The organism is Bradyrhizobium acaciae, assembly GCF_020889785.1.
GTDB classification, from domain to species: domain Bacteria; phylum Pseudomonadota; class Alphaproteobacteria; order Rhizobiales; family Xanthobacteraceae; genus Bradyrhizobium; species Bradyrhizobium acaciae.
The window spans coordinates 1-16,184 of sequence record NZ_JACMYK010000009.1; the positions used below are offsets into that span (position 1 = coordinate 1).

15 protein-coding genes are annotated in these 16,184 nt (G+C 56.9%); 11 read left to right on the plus strand and 4 right to left on the minus strand.

Going from position 1 to position 16,184, the window contains the following annotated elements:
* Positions 1-30: 30 nt before the first annotated feature.
* Positions 31-669 carry a hypothetical protein gene (locus H8A92_RS06555; RefSeq protein ID WP_229195017.1) on the minus strand — a complete coding sequence of 213 codons (639 nt, stop codon included), beginning with the start codon at positions 667-669 and terminating at the stop codon, positions 31-33.
* Positions 670-1,200: 531 nt separating this feature from the next.
* Positions 1,201-1,476, minus strand: coding sequence for a DNA -binding domain-containing protein (locus H8A92_RS06560; RefSeq protein ID WP_229158575.1), 276 nt, complete (start codon positions 1,474-1,476; stop codon positions 1,201-1,203).
* Positions 1,477-1,807: 331 nt separating this feature from the next.
* Here H8A92_RS06560 and H8A92_RS06565 point away from each other — a divergent pair, with 331 nt between their 5' ends.
* Positions 1,808-2,263 (plus strand): hypothetical protein, encoded by a 456-nt coding sequence (locus H8A92_RS06565; protein WP_229195018.1) that lies wholly within the window; start codon positions 1,808-1,810, stop codon positions 2,261-2,263.
* 388 nt (positions 2,264-2,651) lie between these two features.
* On the opposite strand, the gene H8A92_RS06570 is transcribed toward H8A92_RS06565, so the two are convergent.
* Positions 2,652-2,894: a ParB N-terminal domain-containing protein gene (locus H8A92_RS06570; protein WP_420831295.1), complete on the minus strand. Its 243-nt coding sequence runs from the start codon at positions 2,892-2,894 to the stop codon at positions 2,652-2,654.
* 69 nt (positions 2,895-2,963) lie between these two features.
* Here H8A92_RS06570 and H8A92_RS06575 point away from each other — a divergent pair, with 69 nt between their 5' ends.
* Positions 2,964-3,137, plus strand: coding sequence for a hypothetical protein (locus H8A92_RS06575; protein WP_229195019.1), 174 nt, complete (start codon positions 2,964-2,966; stop codon positions 3,135-3,137).
* Between the two features lie 446 nt (positions 3,138-3,583).
* On the opposite strand, the gene H8A92_RS06580 is transcribed toward H8A92_RS06575, so the two are convergent.
* Positions 3,584-4,381, minus strand: coding sequence for an IclR family transcriptional regulator (locus tag H8A92_RS06580; protein ID WP_229195020.1), 798 nt, complete (start codon positions 4,379-4,381; stop codon positions 3,584-3,586).
* 205 nt (positions 4,382-4,586) lie between these two features.
* On the opposite strand from H8A92_RS06580, the gene H8A92_RS06585 reads away from it, so the two are divergent.
* From H8A92_RS06585 to H8A92_RS06625, 9 genes are all read left to right on the plus strand, one after another.
* Entirely contained in the window at positions 4,587-5,747 is a 1,161-nt protein-coding gene (locus H8A92_RS06585; RefSeq protein WP_229195021.1) for an aminotransferase class V-fold PLP-dependent enzyme, read from the plus strand.
* A 210-nt stretch (positions 5,748-5,957) separates the two neighbouring features.
* On the plus strand, positions 5,958-6,749 hold the full coding sequence (locus tag H8A92_RS06590) for an amino acid ABC transporter permease (RefSeq protein WP_229195022.1): 792 nt from the start codon (positions 5,958-5,960) through the stop codon (positions 6,747-6,749).
* On the plus strand, positions 6,746-7,441 hold the full coding sequence (locus H8A92_RS06595) for an amino acid ABC transporter permease (protein ID WP_229195023.1): 696 nt from the start codon (positions 6,746-6,748) through the stop codon (positions 7,439-7,441). The genes H8A92_RS06590 and H8A92_RS06595 overlap by 4 nt, the downstream gene beginning before the upstream one ends.
* A gap of 54 nt (positions 7,442-7,495) precedes the next feature.
* Positions 7,496-8,263, plus strand: coding sequence for an amino acid ABC transporter ATP-binding protein (locus H8A92_RS06600; protein WP_274613258.1), 768 nt, complete (start codon positions 7,496-7,498; stop codon positions 8,261-8,263).
* Between the two features lie 248 nt (positions 8,264-8,511).
* On the plus strand, positions 8,512-8,787 hold the full coding sequence (locus tag H8A92_RS06605) for a lyase family protein (RefSeq protein ID WP_229195024.1): 276 nt from the start codon (positions 8,512-8,514) through the stop codon (positions 8,785-8,787).
* A 456-nt stretch (positions 8,788-9,243) separates the two neighbouring features.
* A complete protein-coding gene (locus H8A92_RS06610) occupies positions 9,244-10,137 on the plus strand; it encodes an amino acid ABC transporter substrate-binding protein (RefSeq protein ID WP_229195025.1) in 894 nt (297 codons plus the stop codon).
* A gap of 130 nt (positions 10,138-10,267) precedes the next feature.
* Positions 10,268-11,662 (plus strand): amidohydrolase family protein, encoded by a 1,395-nt coding sequence (locus H8A92_RS06615; RefSeq protein WP_229195026.1) that lies wholly within the window; start codon positions 10,268-10,270, stop codon positions 11,660-11,662.
* 1,457 nt (positions 11,663-13,119) lie between these two features.
* Positions 13,120-14,460: an NtaA/DmoA family FMN-dependent monooxygenase gene (locus H8A92_RS06620; RefSeq protein ID WP_229195027.1), complete on the plus strand. Its 1,341-nt coding sequence runs from the start codon at positions 13,120-13,122 to the stop codon at positions 14,458-14,460.
* Between the two features lie 103 nt (positions 14,461-14,563).
* Positions 14,564-16,180, plus strand: a complete 1,617-nt coding sequence (locus tag H8A92_RS06625) for an ABC transporter substrate-binding protein (protein WP_229195028.1) — start codon at positions 14,564-14,566, stop codon at positions 16,178-16,180.
* The last annotated feature ends 4 nt before the right edge of the window (positions 16,181-16,184 follow it).

The window sequence follows — 16,184 nt, forward strand, 5'->3', positions numbered from 1 at the left end:
CGTTAATGTTCTGCCCAACGCGGGCAGTTCCTACTGAGCCGCTCGTTGGAAAGCCTGCGATGCCGGTTGTGCAAAAGCCAACGATCGGAGGGCCCATGAGCACGCAGTCGTACTCAACGCTGACGGCCAAGTGGGCAGAAAAGAAGACTTTATGTCCACGCCTGCTGCACCGCCCTGTTGGCCGTCGCTGCCGTTGACGGGCGGCAGCGGAGTCGCAAGGTCGCAGGTCTGATATTTATTGATGACGACCGCAGTGGCGCCTATTGCGTCCAGGAGGATATCATTCCAGGCGTCACTGAGCGGATCCTTAACGGGGCTGCGGGTAACAATTTTGCGTTCATCCTGAAGGCCCGGCAGAATGAGTTTAGCGTTAGAGCCCTTGGGACTGGCGCAGTTGCCGTTCATCGCGATTCCAAACAACGAGTTGGCGATCTGCCAGCGGAAGCCGATTTCGCGGCCGAGCGGACTTCCTGTTTCACCAGAACACGTGAGGGCAGGAGGTGGCGCACGGAACACATCTCCGGCGTTGACGAATTCCCAGCATCGACAGCCATCGCCGCGATTGCGACCGACATCAGAACCGCTTCGCTCGCAGAGCCGCGCGGCCAGACCGGCGACAGCTGCGACCAGCAAGACGATGGCTATCGTGCCCAGGAGCAGCCGTTTCATTCTTCTCGACCTAATCCGAGGTCAATGTTCTAGAGAGGTTCACAGACGCGGATGCATGCCATGTGGCTGTCTTCTTGATCAATTGATAAGGTTGGTAGGTGACTGGAAATAATGTGTCCGCCTCTGCGAATGAATGGCTCGTCTTCTTATGTGCGGACTCATATGAGTTCGTCGCGGCAAGCCGTGTTGCCATCGTCGATAGGCCTGGCAGGCGTCGGATACAGTGACGGGTTTTCGCGTAGCTGACATGTCGGACGAAATCGGCTCGGGTCGTCGCCAAGTATTTTGGCGATGCCAGCACGAGCCGTGAGCCTGTCAGGAACCAGTTATCGGCAACGCCCGCCAGAGCGGGTGCCTAGTGCAGGCCGCAAGGGCTCACAGTAACGGCTTTCCCATCCGTTTGAGGCGTACCCACGGGACAGTGATTGTTGTTTTTATTGGAGCTCAATTGATTGAGTGCGGCTCTTTTAAAGGCCGACATTGCAGTTCAGCCGGCTTGACGCGTCATGGGTTGCGAGGTGATCCACTAGTCTAGTTCCGAGCGTCACTGCGAAGCTGCCGATAACCGTCATCTGCTATCCACTTTGCCCGAGCGAGATGGCTGTCAAAAGCGCGACGCGCCCGATGCCAGTCGTGAGCAGGATCAACGTGAAGAACAACGCGCGCGACCTCGCGCCAGTCTGCACCCTCAGCTTCAGCGTCAAGCAGCCGCCAGTATGTAGCCAAGTGTTCCTCGTCATAGACGGTCAGGCTCGCACCCGATGGTGCAATGTCATCGACGGTCAAATCGAGCAGTGGTTCCTGCACTGAAAGGTCTCCGGGCAGCTTTAGAGGCAACGAAGGGGATCGTCGCGAGTTTGGTGCGCAGTCGCGGTATCCTCCGATTGTGGAATAGTTTTGGTGATGTCTGAGGCACATCAGGTGATGCGATTTACGCAACGATCATAGCGATGAAATCAAGCATATCGCCGCGAACTCACAAGAGTACTCGCCTTCCGTATCCTCAAAAGCTGCGCGCACAGCAAGTCTGGCTGAGGGTTCCGGTACGGCGAGAAGACATACCCACGACGCCAAATATTTCAGCTATGAGTTAGGCAACGGAAGCGTTGGGCTTCTAAGAACAGAAGCCGGATTTCGCATGAATGAGGTATTCGAAGGCGAAAGGTTGCGGGAACTGTTTCCTGGGCGAACTGAAATCACATCCACCACAGCTCTTCGGCTTAGTCATCCGCTTGTCGACAACGCGGGGGATATTCTGCTGGAATATCAACTTCGGCTCGATGGCGAGCGACCATTGATCAATTCCACTCCGGTCAGTCTGGAAGCGCAATCCCGCCTCGCGGCGATGGGTTTTGTTGAGGTGGATGAAGCCAACATGGTGCTTGATCCTGCCCATCGTCCCGATAAGTGGACTAGGAATGCTGACGGTAAATGGCAGCGTGCAAATAAACCTGAACTGTACCTTTCTAAAGCACGGGACACCAAGGATGGCGATGACGAGAGTGTTGCAAGTATCTCGACCGAGACGTGCGACGATGACGTCGAAGTGGATGAACTCACTCGCGCGCTCGACAGAATCCTTGCCCAACAATAACAGTTCGCCAGATGTTCCGGCAGCAACCATTCTGCCTTTCTAGGTGGCATGTCATAGACCCGTGCCTGAGGGTCTTCTTGCGATCTTTGAGGAAAGAAAGCCGGCCAAGCCTATGGGCGCGGCCGTTAATGTCCTCACGCGCAGGCCCAACTGGCGATCGGACGGTTCCTATGAACTGCTCAACGGCGCGGTCTGACGGCACTGGAGCTTCCGCAACGGCAGTCCGCCCGCAGTCGCCATCGGCGCCGGATCCTCGCGAGGGACGCGTGTTGATTGGGCAGGCCGCCTCGTGTTCTATTCACGCGACGCATCGCGCCAAACCTTTCGCGCGGAGGCTGACGCGATGATGAAGTAAAGCGTGCGTTCGTCAAGCTGGCAGCGAAGTGGGTCAGTCTTTGCGCTTGGCTCGGAGCAACACCGCCTGCTTGCGCCCTTCACCGATGTTTACGGGATAACAGCCGGTCGGTTTGCTCCCGTCGATCTCCGGCCCCACCACAAGGTTCTGCAGCAGGCCGTGGGCGGCGATGCTGGCCGCGAGCGCCTCAATATCGGCCTCGGTGTGCGGCATCTTCCGCACGTTCTTCGGCGATTTCTTGAGCTTATTGAGCAGGCACCAACAATTCAGCGCCAATCTTCGGCATATCGAAGCGGGAGCGCGCTCGACGTTGGTGAGTAGCCGGGGCGGAGCAAAGGCGACTCAATGAAAAACGAGATTGGAGCCTCTAACAAGATCAGATCCGCGGCGTTGACCATGTCCCAGCATCGATGCGCTGAGCCGCCGCCGGCAGTTGATGCCGACGTAGAAGCCGGTCCAATCAAGGAACGGAACGAAAACCACGCCGATGGCGGTAACGAAGCGCTTTTCATCATGTGAGGGCTGGCGGCGAGGGTTCGCGTCCGCAGTCGATAGTTACCTAGCGACAACATCGATATTGACGCGGCTGTGGACAGGCCTGAGTGCAGGGATCGGGACCTGACCATGTCGGAAAATCGCCAAAGCTAACACAAAAACACAGCGAACCCCCGACCTATCGGCTGGCACGAAGAATGCAGGTTCTTGGGCGTGCCTGGAGGACCTCCCTCTCTCAGGCATGGCTACCATCGCAAGTTGAGGCCGTGGCTGGCCACTGAGGTTAGCGGCGCGTGACATGAGCAAAGGACGGCGTCTGCTCTGCCGATACCGACGGGCGCGTCGTCACGTCGCCGCTAACTTTCAGTGCTGAGGACAGCGTAGTCGCGGTCCCCTTAGGATCGAGCCCGCCAGAGAGAACAGGTAGATCCGGGCCGACCAGAAGCGGCGAAGCCGAGGGATCCTTTAACTCAAGTATCCTCAAGCGTTTCATCGTCGCTGTCGGTTTGAAGAATGGTTTGCGATAGGAGCACGGCCGCTCTTTGGAGTGGGGGAATGAACCGGTCAAGCTCGGCGAAGCTGACTCGCGCCGCGGGCACCGAGACGCCAAGACAGGCTATCAGCTCCCGGTCCGGAGAAACGATAGGGACCGCACAGCCGACCACGCCTTTCACGTATTCCTCATTGGTCTTGGCCCATCCATGATGGCGCGTCTCCTCGAGAATCTTCAGAAGCGTCTCGCAATCCACGATGGTGTTATCAGTGTACTGGGTCAGAGCGAGTGAGCGACATAACTTTTCGCGCGGCCTCTTGGGCAGTCGGCTCATGTAGATCTTTCCCGTCGAGGTGCAGTGAAGTGGAGCCGCCTCGCCGGGATTGAATTGAAGCCCCTGTGGTTGGGACACGCGTACGCTGTCAACGTAAGTGACGAGATTGTCGCGCACGACGCCGATCTCGCACTGTTCGCCGATCTCGCCAGCAACCGCGCGCAGCACCGCATGGCGCCGCGCCGTACGAAAAGCCGCGCCGATGACTCTGGCGGACAGCATCACCAACTGATTGCCTACCACGTATCGCTTCGATCCAAGCGCTTTCTGAAGAAGGCCGCGTTCTTCCAGATTTCCGACAAGTCGATGCGCCGTCGGAACGGGTAACGAAAGGGCGCTCGCGATCTCAACGACCGAGACGGCTTTTGTCTGGTGAGCGACATGGCCAACTATCGCGAATGCTCGGTCGAGGGGCCCGGCAGTCTTTTTTTGGTCGGCCATCGTAATCTCCCTAATCGAAGAAAATTATCATTTTTCGGAACTATTGCTACTGAAATATGAAAAACGACCTGGATCAGGCTCCGGCTTGCTCATATCATTGGCGCCGTCGGTCGTTGATCGGTTTTTGTGCGCTGCACAGGCTCGGTATGGCGATCAAGCCAGCAAATTTGGCAATACGGGCGAAGCGTTTTGAAGGGGAGTGGGAATGTCTGGCCACTACGACGTGGAAGCTGTGCGCAAGGAGTTCCCTGCAGCCGAAAGGATGGTCTACCTGGACTCCGGTTTTCAGGCGCCGCTCGCGCGTCCCGTAATGGCCGCCATCGAAACCTTTCTTCGTGAAGGCTTGGAGAGCGCCGGGCCGAAAGGCGTGTGGCTCGACCGGGTTGAGCAAACGCGTGCCAAAGTAGCCCGTTTCCTTGGGGTGTCGGCCGACGAAATTGCCTTCACCAAGAACACATCGGAAAGCATGAACATCGCGGCGAACGCGTTGCCTCTGCGAGCCGGCGATAGCGTTTTGATGATCCATGGCGATCATCCAAACAACACCTATGCTTTCCTCAATTTGAAGAAGAAGGGGGTCCGGATCGACTTCCTTCCCATGACGAATGTCGTAAACGCCGAGGCTTTTCTTCCCTACATCGACGATACGACCCGCGCGATTTCGCTGTCGCACGTGACCTTCCACGCAGGACATCGCTTCGATATCGAGAGTATCGGCGCTCTTTGCGCGGATAAGAAGCTCTACTTCGTTGTCGACGTCATGCAGGCAATCGGGGTCGTTCCGATCGATGTGAAGGCCATCCAGGCAACCTTCGTGGGCTGTGGAAGTCACAAGGGATTGCTCGTCCCTCAAGGTCTCGGATTGCTCTATTGGGACCAAACTCTGAAGGAGCTGGAGCCCGCCTATCTCGCCGCTGCCAGTTTGGCGGAAATTCCTGACGACCTTATCGCTCGTCCCGATCGTTTGGCGTCGTCTCCCACCGCGCGACGCTTCGAGTTAGGCAACTTCAACCTTCCTGCAATTCATGCGCTCGGAGCCTCACTCGACATGATCGAGCAGATCGGGGTGAAGAACATTCAGAATCATTGCTTCGATTTAGGTGATCATTTGCTCGCCCAGCTGGACGATCTCGGCGTCAATCTCATCGGTCCGCGTGAGCGGCAACATCGATCGCCTCACATCTACGTCATCGGTCTTCCTGCGACAGAATGGCTCAGCTACTTCGAAGAGAATGGCGTGCGTGTTTCCCCAGAGCGTGACGGCATCCGTATATCGTTCGGCATGTTCAACACGATCGACGATGTGGATCGCTTAGTGCATCTTATCCGCGGACGGCTGTCTAAAAAGTCATTCAAGGCCGCGTAGGTTTAGGCATGGGAGCAGTTCGAGAAAAAGCGCTCGAGGCGGACAGCCTGATCGAGCCAAAGCGAAGATCATGGCTTTGCGCTTGCCGATACGCTGAAGGAGAAGATCGTGCATTCAGCTGACGCGGTCGATTAGTACCGGCACAACGTGCACGATGAGCGACCATGCCGAGCGTGGTCGCCGTGCGCACCCGCAATCGTGAGGTTTGCGATGTTCACAGTTCTTCTTGAAAAGACCGTGGATGGCCAGCGTTACATCGACTGGCTTGTTTCGGGTCTCGGTTGGACGTTGGCGCTTGCCTTCTTCGGCTGGTGGATTGCATTCGCAATTGGAGTCGTCGTCGGCATAGGTCGAACTGTGCAGAATCCCTTCCTCCGGGCCCTAGCTCGATTGTACGTTGAGATCTTCCGAAACATCCCCGTTCTCGTGCAGATGTTTCTCTGGTACTTCGTCCTGCCCGAGCTTCTTCCAACGACCATGGGCGACTGGATAAAGCAAATACCTCCGCCTTGGGGAACTTTCCTTCCGGCCCTGTGGTGCCTGGGCCTTTACACCGCCGCGCGCATCGCAGAACAGGTTCGCGCAGGCATCGAAGCCTTGCCCAGGGGACAGGACGAAGCCGCTGCCGCACTCGGCCTGAGCGGTTATCTGGCGTATCGGCATATCATCTTGCCGCAGGCACTTCGCCTGATCGTGCCAAGCCTGACAAGCGAGGTGATGGGCATCTACAAGAATACATCCGTCGCTCTAACCATCGGTGTGATGGAGCTGACCGCGCAGGCGCGCCAAATCAGCGATGCGACGTTCCAAACCTTCGCGGCATTCGGTGCAGCCACGCTCATCTATCTCGCTTTGGCTTTGATCGCCTACCAGACGATGATGCTTATCGACAAAGCCGTGCGCATACCCGGTACCGCACCCGGTAGGGAGGCCGGCGGGTCAGATTTCGACGCTGTGAAGCTGGAAAGCCCCGTCCCTAACGGTATGGAGGTCGTGAAATGAACAGTCTCGATTTCTCGATTGTCGTACAGGCATGGCCCTATCTGTGGTCAGGATTGCTGTTCTCGCTTTCCTTGACGGCAGCCGCCTTCTTGGTTGGAATGTTTCTTGGAACGCTCTTCGCCCTCGTGCAGCACTTTGAGCTCCGCATTCTGAGCCAGCTCGTCCGTAGCTATGTCGCCCTGATGCGATCGATTCCGCTCATTCTGGTCCTGTTTTGGTTCTTCTTCTTGGTGCCCATCGTTCTGGGGCACCTGTCAGGCAACGGTCGCCCGGTTCCAGTCGGTGCCACCTACACAGCGTTCATCACCTTCGGCCTGTTTGAAGCCGCCTACTATTCGGAAATCATCCGTGTCGGATTGCGCGCCGTGAACAAAGGACAATTCGAGGCGTGCCAGGCTCTCGCCCTGTCGACGTTCGATACGTATCGTCATGTCGTCCTTCCGCAGGTGTTTCGGGTCGCAAGCCCCATCATACTGAGCCAGACCATTATCCTGTTTCAGGATACGTCCCTTGTTTACGTTCTATCGCTCACTGATCTCCTTGGTGCGGCTTCCAAGCTTGCACAGCTCAATGGTCGTCTGGTCGAGATGTATCTCGCAGTGGCTGTTGTTTATCTCATGATAGGCTGCGCCGCGTCCCAATTCGTCGCCTCGCTCCGCAGGAAGTACGCGATCGCGGGCGCCCGCCGATAATCAGTCATAATCCGATGGCCCGTCATTCCCTGGGGCTACAACCTGGAGATCAGCATGCAGCAAGAACGCACAGTTAGCCCAGCTGACCCGTCCCCGATGGTTGTCGTCGAGCACCTCGTCAAGCGGTTCGGCAGCTTCAATGCCCTGAGCGACGTCAACCTCGAAGTCGCAAAAGGAGAAAAGATCGTACTCTGCGGACCATCGGGTTCCGGGAAATCGACTCTCATCCGCTGCATCAATCATATCGAAAAGCACGATTCCGGACGTATAGTCGTCGATGGGATCGAACTGACAGACCGGATTTGCGACATCAATAACGTTCGCTCTGAAGTCGGCATGGTCTTTCAGAGCTTTAACCTGTTTCCGCATCTGTCGGTGCTCGAAAATTGCATGCTGGCTCCGATGAAGGTCAGGGGCCTTGCTGAGTCCGAGGCGCATCAGCGGTCGATGGCGCTGTTGAGGAAAGTCCGGATCCATGACCAGGCCAACAAATATCCCGCTCAATTGTCGGGCGGGCAGCAGCAACGTGTCGCGATAGCCCGTGCCCTGTGCATGCAGCCCAAGATCATGCTCTTCGACGAGCCGACCTCTGCCCTCGATCCGGAAATGGTCAAGGAGGTGCTCGAAACCATAGTTGAGCTCGCGCAGGATGGGATGACGATGGTCTGCGTCACGCACGAAATGGGTTTTGCGCGCGAAGTTGCGGATCGAGTGGTCTTCATGGATCGCGGCTCAATCGTGGAAGAGGGCGATCCAAGCAGATTCTTTCGCGCGCCGAATACGGAACGCGCGAAGGCGTTCCTCAATCAGATCATTCACTGAGATCGCGGCCCACGCGGGTTTCCCTGAAATGCCATGACAGACATGAGAGTTTGATATGACCAACGCATCGCCAACAGAGCGTATCGAAAGCGACTCGCTTGGCCCGGCGACGATCCCGCTGAAAGCCTACTATGGTCCGCAGACCGCGCGCGGGATCGCAAATTTCTCGATCTGAGGTATTCCGATTAGTCACTTTCCCAACTTCATATAGGCGCTGGCATTCGTAAAGATGGCCGCAGCCAGGGCAAATGCGCGCCTCGGGCGATATTGAGAAGGATAAGGCCGATGTAATCTGCGCGGCTTGCGGCGAAATTGCGCGAGGAGTGTTGCGGAGAGAATTTCCGCTGGACGTCTTCCAGAGAGGGACGAGAACGTCGACCAACATGAACATGAACGAGGTGATTGCAAATCGCGCCGACTCGGACCGGTATCCCATTCGGCTCGGCCTCGACCGTCCCCTAGCCTTGGTCGGTGCCGCTTGCTCTAAAAAACCACAAGCTTTGTGCGGCGGAAAGACGCTCTGATGCCCGGCGATGGAGCAGATTGCGAACCATGAAAAACTTCGGGCAACCAAAATATAGAAAATGCGTATGCCCGGATTTCGTGTTTTCCGATTGAGCTTGATTGCCGATGGACGGGAGCGCCTCACACTAACGGGAAGGTGCCTCCCATCGGCTTCATGACATCACCTTCGACGAATTCTCACATTTCGAAATCCAAATAGTCGTAAACTGACATTTTAGTGGTGCCAAATGGCTCGTGAGGCATATCATTTAGCCATGGCTGAACGCTGCCCGGCTCATGTGCGGTGCGGAATGAGCGGATCGTACGCTGCCCAGCTTCGGGAACTAGGCCTCTGCCGTGCGTTGGAAGCGGTCATCTTAGCGACGCCAGATCGCGCACGGATCGCCTGGGAGCGCACGCGCTGCCCAAGATCAAAAGCGCAAAAAACGCGCTTCATCTGAATCAGAGGAATTCCTATGGCTAAAATGTTTGCACTGCTTTCAGCGATCGCGATCACCGCAACTGCGATTTCCACGGCGCACGCGGGTCCAACGCTTGACAACATCAGATCGAAAAAGGTGATCACCATTGGTTATCGCGAGGCCTCGATTCCCTTTTCCTATCTCGGCGCTGATCAGAAGCCCGTTGGTTTTTCCCTCGACCTGTGCGCGCACGTCGTCGATCGTCTGAAACTTGATCTCGGCGCCCCGGACATTCAGACAAAGCTTACGCCCGTCAACTCGTCCAACCGGATTCCACTTATCCAGAATGGCACGATCGACATCGAGTGCGGCGGCACTGCCAGCAGTAAGCAGCGTCTAGAACAGGTCTCCTTCAGTGTTGCAACCTTCGCCAGTCAAACAGCTTGGCTCGCAAAGGCGTCGAGCGGGCTCAAGACGCCGAAAGACCTGAAAGGGAAGACCGTTGTCGTAACGCAAGGTTCCGATGCTCTCGGCATTGCCAAGGGCATTTCGCAGCAGGACGATCTCAACCTGACCATCGCGCAAGCCAAAGACCATGCGGAATCATTGCTGCTGCTCACGACCGGTCGTGTGGCGGCGTGGGTGGAAGCTGACATTCTCTTGGCCGGCATGAAGGCGGATTATGCGAAACCGGCCGACCTCATCTTTCTAAGTGCTAACTATGGTACCATTTACTATTATGGCCTGATGTTCTCGAAGGATGATCCCGACTTCAAAAAGCTAGTCGACGACGTTCTCTCCAAACTCATGGCTTCCGGCGAGTTCGCCAAAATCTACGACAAATGGTTCGTGGCTGCGATTCCGCCGAAAAACATCAATCTGAACTTCCCAATGACCGATGCGCTCAAGGAGCGCGTCGCTCACCCCAGTGATGTGGTCAATTACTGAGCTTGGCCGCGGCGAGCCGAAGCCGCCGCGGCGATAGGACATCAACGCCAGACCTATCAGCATGGTCCAATGCCGGCCGTGCTTGCGAATGCAGACGCGAGCACCTGTCGTCACCTAAAGGGAGCGCGAAATGACAAGCGGAGCAGTGGACTGGAAGTCGATGACAGACGTGGATCGACAAATCGCGCAATGGGTCGAGCAGACGCCATTTGTGGACACCCATGAACACCTGATCGAGGAAAGCCAGCGCCTTTCCGGAGCAATCCATCCACGGACATTGCCATGCAACGACTGGGCCTATCTATTCAGATCCTATGCTGCCGAGGACCTGGTGGTTGCGGGCCTGCCAGCGACCGACCTACAGGCGTTTCTCGGGCCGGACCTTGCGAGCCAGGACAAATATCGGCTGATCGCGCCTTATTGGGAACGCATCCGCCACACCGGCTACGCCCAGGCGCTGCGCCATACGTTTCGTGGCGTTTACGGTGAAGAGGACCTGACTGCCGAAAGCCTGCCCCGCATCGCCGAAAAATACCATCAAACCGTACAGCCGGGTTTTTACGCACGGATTCTGGAGCTGGCAAACATCAAAGGCTGTCACGTCAATTCGCTTCAGCGCATCTTCATGGAAACCGAGCAGCCAGGGTTGCTCGACCACGACATAAGCATCCTTCAATTGTGCCGGTGTAGTGCTGCTGACTTTACGTGGGTGGAAGTCGAGACGGGCAAACGCCCGACCACTCTCGATGAATGGCTCGGGGTCATAGACTTTTATTTCGCGACTTACGGAGCCAAGGCCGTGGCTGTAAAATCGCAAATCGCCTATTCTCGCGCTCTCGATTTCGAGCCGGTCACCAAGGCGCATGCCGCAAGACTATTCCCGCACCATGCCGACAGGGTAGGCGCATTGCACGCCCTCGGTCCTGAGGATCTTAAGGCGCTACAAGACTATCTATTCCGCTATTGCGTCGGCAAGGCTGGCGAGTACGGCTTGCCGGTCAAACTGCACACCGGCGTTTTGGCGGGCCACGGCGTGATGCAACTCGCGCGTACTCGCAGCAATGCAGCAGATGTGTGCCGTCTGCTGCAGGATTTTCCCGAAACCCGATTCGTCCTCATGCATATTGGCTACCCGTACGAGCACGAGTTTATCGCGTTGGCCAAACATTATCCTAACGCGGCGATCGACATGTGCTGGGCATGGATCATCAATCCGGTGGCGGGCGTCCGCTTCTTGAAGGAGTTTTTGATGGCGGTTCCGTCCAACAAGATATTCACCTTCGGCGGCGACTATGTCGCTGTCGAGCCAATTTATGGTCATGCGTGCGTAGCGCGCCGTGGAATCGCACAAGCTCTCTCGCAATTGGTGGCCGAAGGCTGGATCGCGCTCGAGGGCACCCGTGACCTGATCGACCGGATCATGCGCGGCAACGCGCTTCAGTTCTTTCAGAAAGCGCATCGCGTGGATACGACTCCAGCCGGAGTGTCGAGCAGTCCCCCGATGAGCAGTCAGCTTCAAAGCTGACCCCGAAAGAATTCCATTGGTTAATCATGGCCGGAGTTGGCAGCCGATCGCAACGAAACGTTGCGGTGGCACAAATTGCACATGCCATCGAGTTCGACTGGGCGTAAGGTCTGGTACTAACGCCGGGGTTGTGTCATGGGAAGCGAACTTCTTAAAAGTGTCTATATCGTTCTGTTCGGACTGAGCCCCTTCCTCATCATCGGCATAGCGATGTTCGCGCCGTAAACGATTCAACAAATAGGCCGTCTCAGTTGGCGACCTGTTTGATCCTACCCTCAAGACTGCAACCAGCCTTGCGACTTCTTCCGCACGCATTTCAGAGCCTCGTGCTCGCTCTGGAATCCGAAGATGCTATCGACCTCGCGCGACGTCACAAGATGCTGACAGAATGCCCTTGCCGGTGGCGTAAGCTTCAATCTGGTTCGGGGCGTTGTCGCTGACCGTCTTGCCGCCCACCTCAAAACGTTAGCGCCATTCGCCTGCCGACGCTTCATGCTGAATTGCACGCCCCTGTGTTGCATGATTTCTTTCGACCTCATCACCGGCGTTTGCGTCGATTCGGCACCGCATCGCCCGAGTGCCGATTGAGGCTGATTCCTGCGGCCGCTGATCAAGCCCGCCGAGGAATGCGGCCTGGGCCGCGCGTGACCCCAGTAGGAAGCTGGCAGGGTCGCGTCACCGAGGTATCGATAATTTAGAATATTTGATCGTATTTTTGGATGATTGGCTCGCGTCACCTCATTGGCCGGCTTTAACTTTGAAGCGCGGCAGAAAGCGGTTGGTCAAAACTGTTGCGCCGAATGTCTCAGTGTCATCGAACACATCGATTCGTGTCGTTTAGCTGCGCGGCAGCGTTGCCGCTTGAAGTCATTGTAATCATGCATCGACTTGCTCGGCGAACCCGATCAGAGACCAGTCTGGTTTAGTGATGAGAAGATAGACATCGAAATAGAAGAGGATGCCAACCAAGGATGTTAGATTGAAATACTCAACTATTGCGTTTGGCTGGTCTCGACCTCTACAGATCGTCCGCCTCGAGTTCGCTCGGTCGGTCCAAACGGTACGGTCGCAAATGGGCGCGTCGACAGACGTTCCTGGGAACGAAGCGAGCTTCTTGATGAGTAGTGGAGAGCCGATGTGAATGTACTCGTGTGGAATCAAATCGCGATTGCAAAAAAGCTGCACACGGTTCGCCCTCATTCGGCAACTATCGTCGACGAAGCGCTTCTGAGGCGTGCCGGCTCCGAGAACATCACAGGCCCTGGCCGAGGCCTCTTCGGTGATACCCGCCTGGCATCAATTGGCGGCTTATTATCAGCGTTCTCGAATAGGTTGCTCGGCCGCATTCAGGGCGGCTCCGCGCGAAAGCGCAGGGAGGGCGCCGAAATCGCAGGCGAAGATCGGCTTGTCTTCAAGACCAGGCGATCGGCTCAGAGGCCGTCGCATTCGGAGGTGTGATGTCTTCGGTGAACTCCATGCTTCATCTGGGCTTGAATCTTCATGGGGCTGGCGGGCACTCTGCCGCGTGGCGCTGGCCGGGCACAAATCCAAACGCCTTTTTCGATATCGAGCACTACGTCCGGGCTGCGAAGCTTGCGGAGCACGGTCTGCTGGATGCCGTATTCCTCGCCGATACGCCCGCGATAAGTTCCGACATTACGCACCAGCCGCCGCTGAATGGGCTCGAGCCTACGTTGGTTCTCTCTGTGATTGCCCGCGAAACGCAGCGGATTGGGCTGATCGCGACGGTGTCGACAACCTACAATGAGCCATACAATCTCGCCCGGCGTTTCCAATCTCTCGATGTCATCAGCGGTGGCCGCGTCGCCTGGAACGCCGTCACGACCTCGAGCCCGGCGACGGTCGCGAACTTTGGCGGTCAAGAGATCGCACGAGCGGATCGCTACAGACGCGCCGAGGACTTCGTTGAAACCGTCCGTGCTCTCTGGCTGAGCTGGAGCGACAAGATGATCATCGCCGATCAGGCTGCGGGTGTTTATGCAGATCAGAGTCAATTCCGGATTCTCGACCCAACTACGAATATCTTCGGTATCCGAGGCCCACTTACGCATCCCGCTTCGTCGCAAGGTCTTCCAGTCATCGTTCAGGCAGGCGGTTCGGAGCCCGGATTGCGGCTTGGTGCCCGCAGTGCAGATGTCGTGTTTGCGGCCGCCGGGGACTTGGCAACGGCGCTGCAGGAGGCCGCGCGCCTGCGCGCGCTCTCGCGGCAATTCGGACGGCCCGCGGCTCCGCTCATCCTGCCAGGGCTGGTCACCTGCATCGGGGGAACCGAGGAAGAGGCGGCTCGTCGCAAAGAGCAGCTGGACGAGCTGCTCGATCTGGAGCGCGCCGTGGCTGCTCTTGCACGAAGCATGGGCGTGGCGGTCGAGAAGCTCAGCCTCGAAAGCACCATCCCGCAGGAGATTTTGCCCGATGCAGACAAGGTTCCGTTTTCTGTCGGCCACCATCGCACGATTGAAGTCCTTGCACGTCAAGGCCGGACGGTTCGCGAGATCATCAGTGGCGTTCAAGCGTTTGGGCATCGCCTGATCGTAGGCGCACCCGAGCAGATCGCGGATTCGATTGAAGCATGGTTCCGCGCTGGCGCGGTCGATGGTTTCAATATCATTCCGGACGTGCTGACGGATGGCACTCCGGCCTTTGTCGACAATGTGGTGCCCATCCTGCAGAAGCGCGGACTGTTTCGCAAAGAATATCGCGGGCAGACACTGCGGGAGCATTTTGGAATTTCGATTCCTTCTGAGCCGACAAGAGCCGCAGCTAGCTCACCGCTGTGACGTTTCCTCAAAACATCAAACGCTCCGGAGCCTGGATATGCTTTCACCGACTGCGCGACCCACGAGGCGCTTCACTGGCCGGTCGAATCATCTAGCACGAAAGATGGCGGCCACCCTTGCCGTGCTCTCAGGCCTGTCTCAATGGACACCCAGCGTTCATGCCCAAGAAGGGGTAGCCGTGAAGCGGGGAGGCGTTATCCGTTATGGACATTTTCAAGAGCCTGCCTGCTTGTTCGGCGGGTGGGTGCAGCAATGGTACCTGCAACGCCAGTACAGCGACAATCTGGTTGCTCGCAGCGACGACGGCAAGATTGCACCATGGTTGGCCGAGTCCTGGACCATCTCCGACGACAAAAAGGTGTACACATTCGAGATAAAGCCGAATGTGAAGTTCACTGATGGGACTGCTCTCGATGCGCAGGCCATCGCTGACAATATCAACGGGTGGCTCAGCAATAATCCCGATCTTCGCAATCCGACTGCCGCTCCGTATCTTAGCGACAGCTTCGAATTGGCAAAGGCAATCGCTCCTCAGAGGCTGCAGGTAACCTTGAAGGTGCCGTTCGAGCCTTTGCTCAACGTGTTCGCCCAATCCTCACAAGGCATTCTGTCGCCAACCGCGCTCAAACGTGGGCTTGCGGTGAATTGCGAGAAACCGGTCGGCTCGGGTCCGTTCATCGTCGACAAGTGGCGCCATGGACGGGAAGTCACCTTCCGCCGTAATCCTGACTACAATTCGGCGCCGGCCATCGCGAAACACCAGGGCCCGGCTTACGTTGACGGAATCAGCTGGAAGTTTCTGCCAGATCAGACTGTCCGATACGGCTCGCTGATCACGGGCGAGACCGATGCCATATATGACATCCCGGCCGTTGCATGGAAAGACGCCAATTCCCGCTTCGCAGTATTGCGGCATATCACCGGCGGCACCCCTCTACGCCTTGCGTTGTATGCGGCCAGGCCGCCGTTTGACGACGTACTCGTCCGCAAGGCTTTTGCTTATTCTACCGATCGAAAGGCCGCGGTTGACACATCCTTCCTTGGCTCTTTGCCATTTGAAGGCAACGGTGCGCTAAGTCAAAGCTCGCCGGAATACCTGCACGAACTCGGGCAGGCCTATGCGTACGACATTCGGAAAGCCAATCAGCTGCTTGATCAGGCAGGTTGGACCGAGCGCGACCGCAACGGCGTCCGCGTCAAGAACGGCAATTCACTGACGGTACGCATTTCCTATTCGAACGCTTTTCTGAAGCCCGATGGCGAGCAAGCCTTGCAAGTCATCCAACAGCAGGCAAGGGCGGCCGGTTTTGACGTACGTCTTCAACCCACTAATCCCGCTGATTTCTTCGCTGGAAGAAACCTCGGCCCGGATGATTATGAAATCGTGCTGCTCTATTGGGTTGCACCCGGCGCCGAGATATTCCGAATTTCATGGAAGCCGGACCAGAATGGTGAACCCAATCGATTCAATCCGTCGCGCTTCCAGGATTCGGCGCTTTGGGAGGTGATCCAAAGGGCGGAGCAGGACTTCAGTAGCGCTGAACGTAAGGGTCTTTATCAGCAGGCGGAACGGAAGATCGTGGATGAGGCTCCTGTGATTGGCTTCACGGTGCTGGACGTGACTTTGGCTACCAGCCCTAGTCTGAAAGACGTGTGGCTGGACCACGGGTCAGTGGGCGAACCCGTCTTCTATGATGCTCATTTTGATGAACGGAAATGAGGCC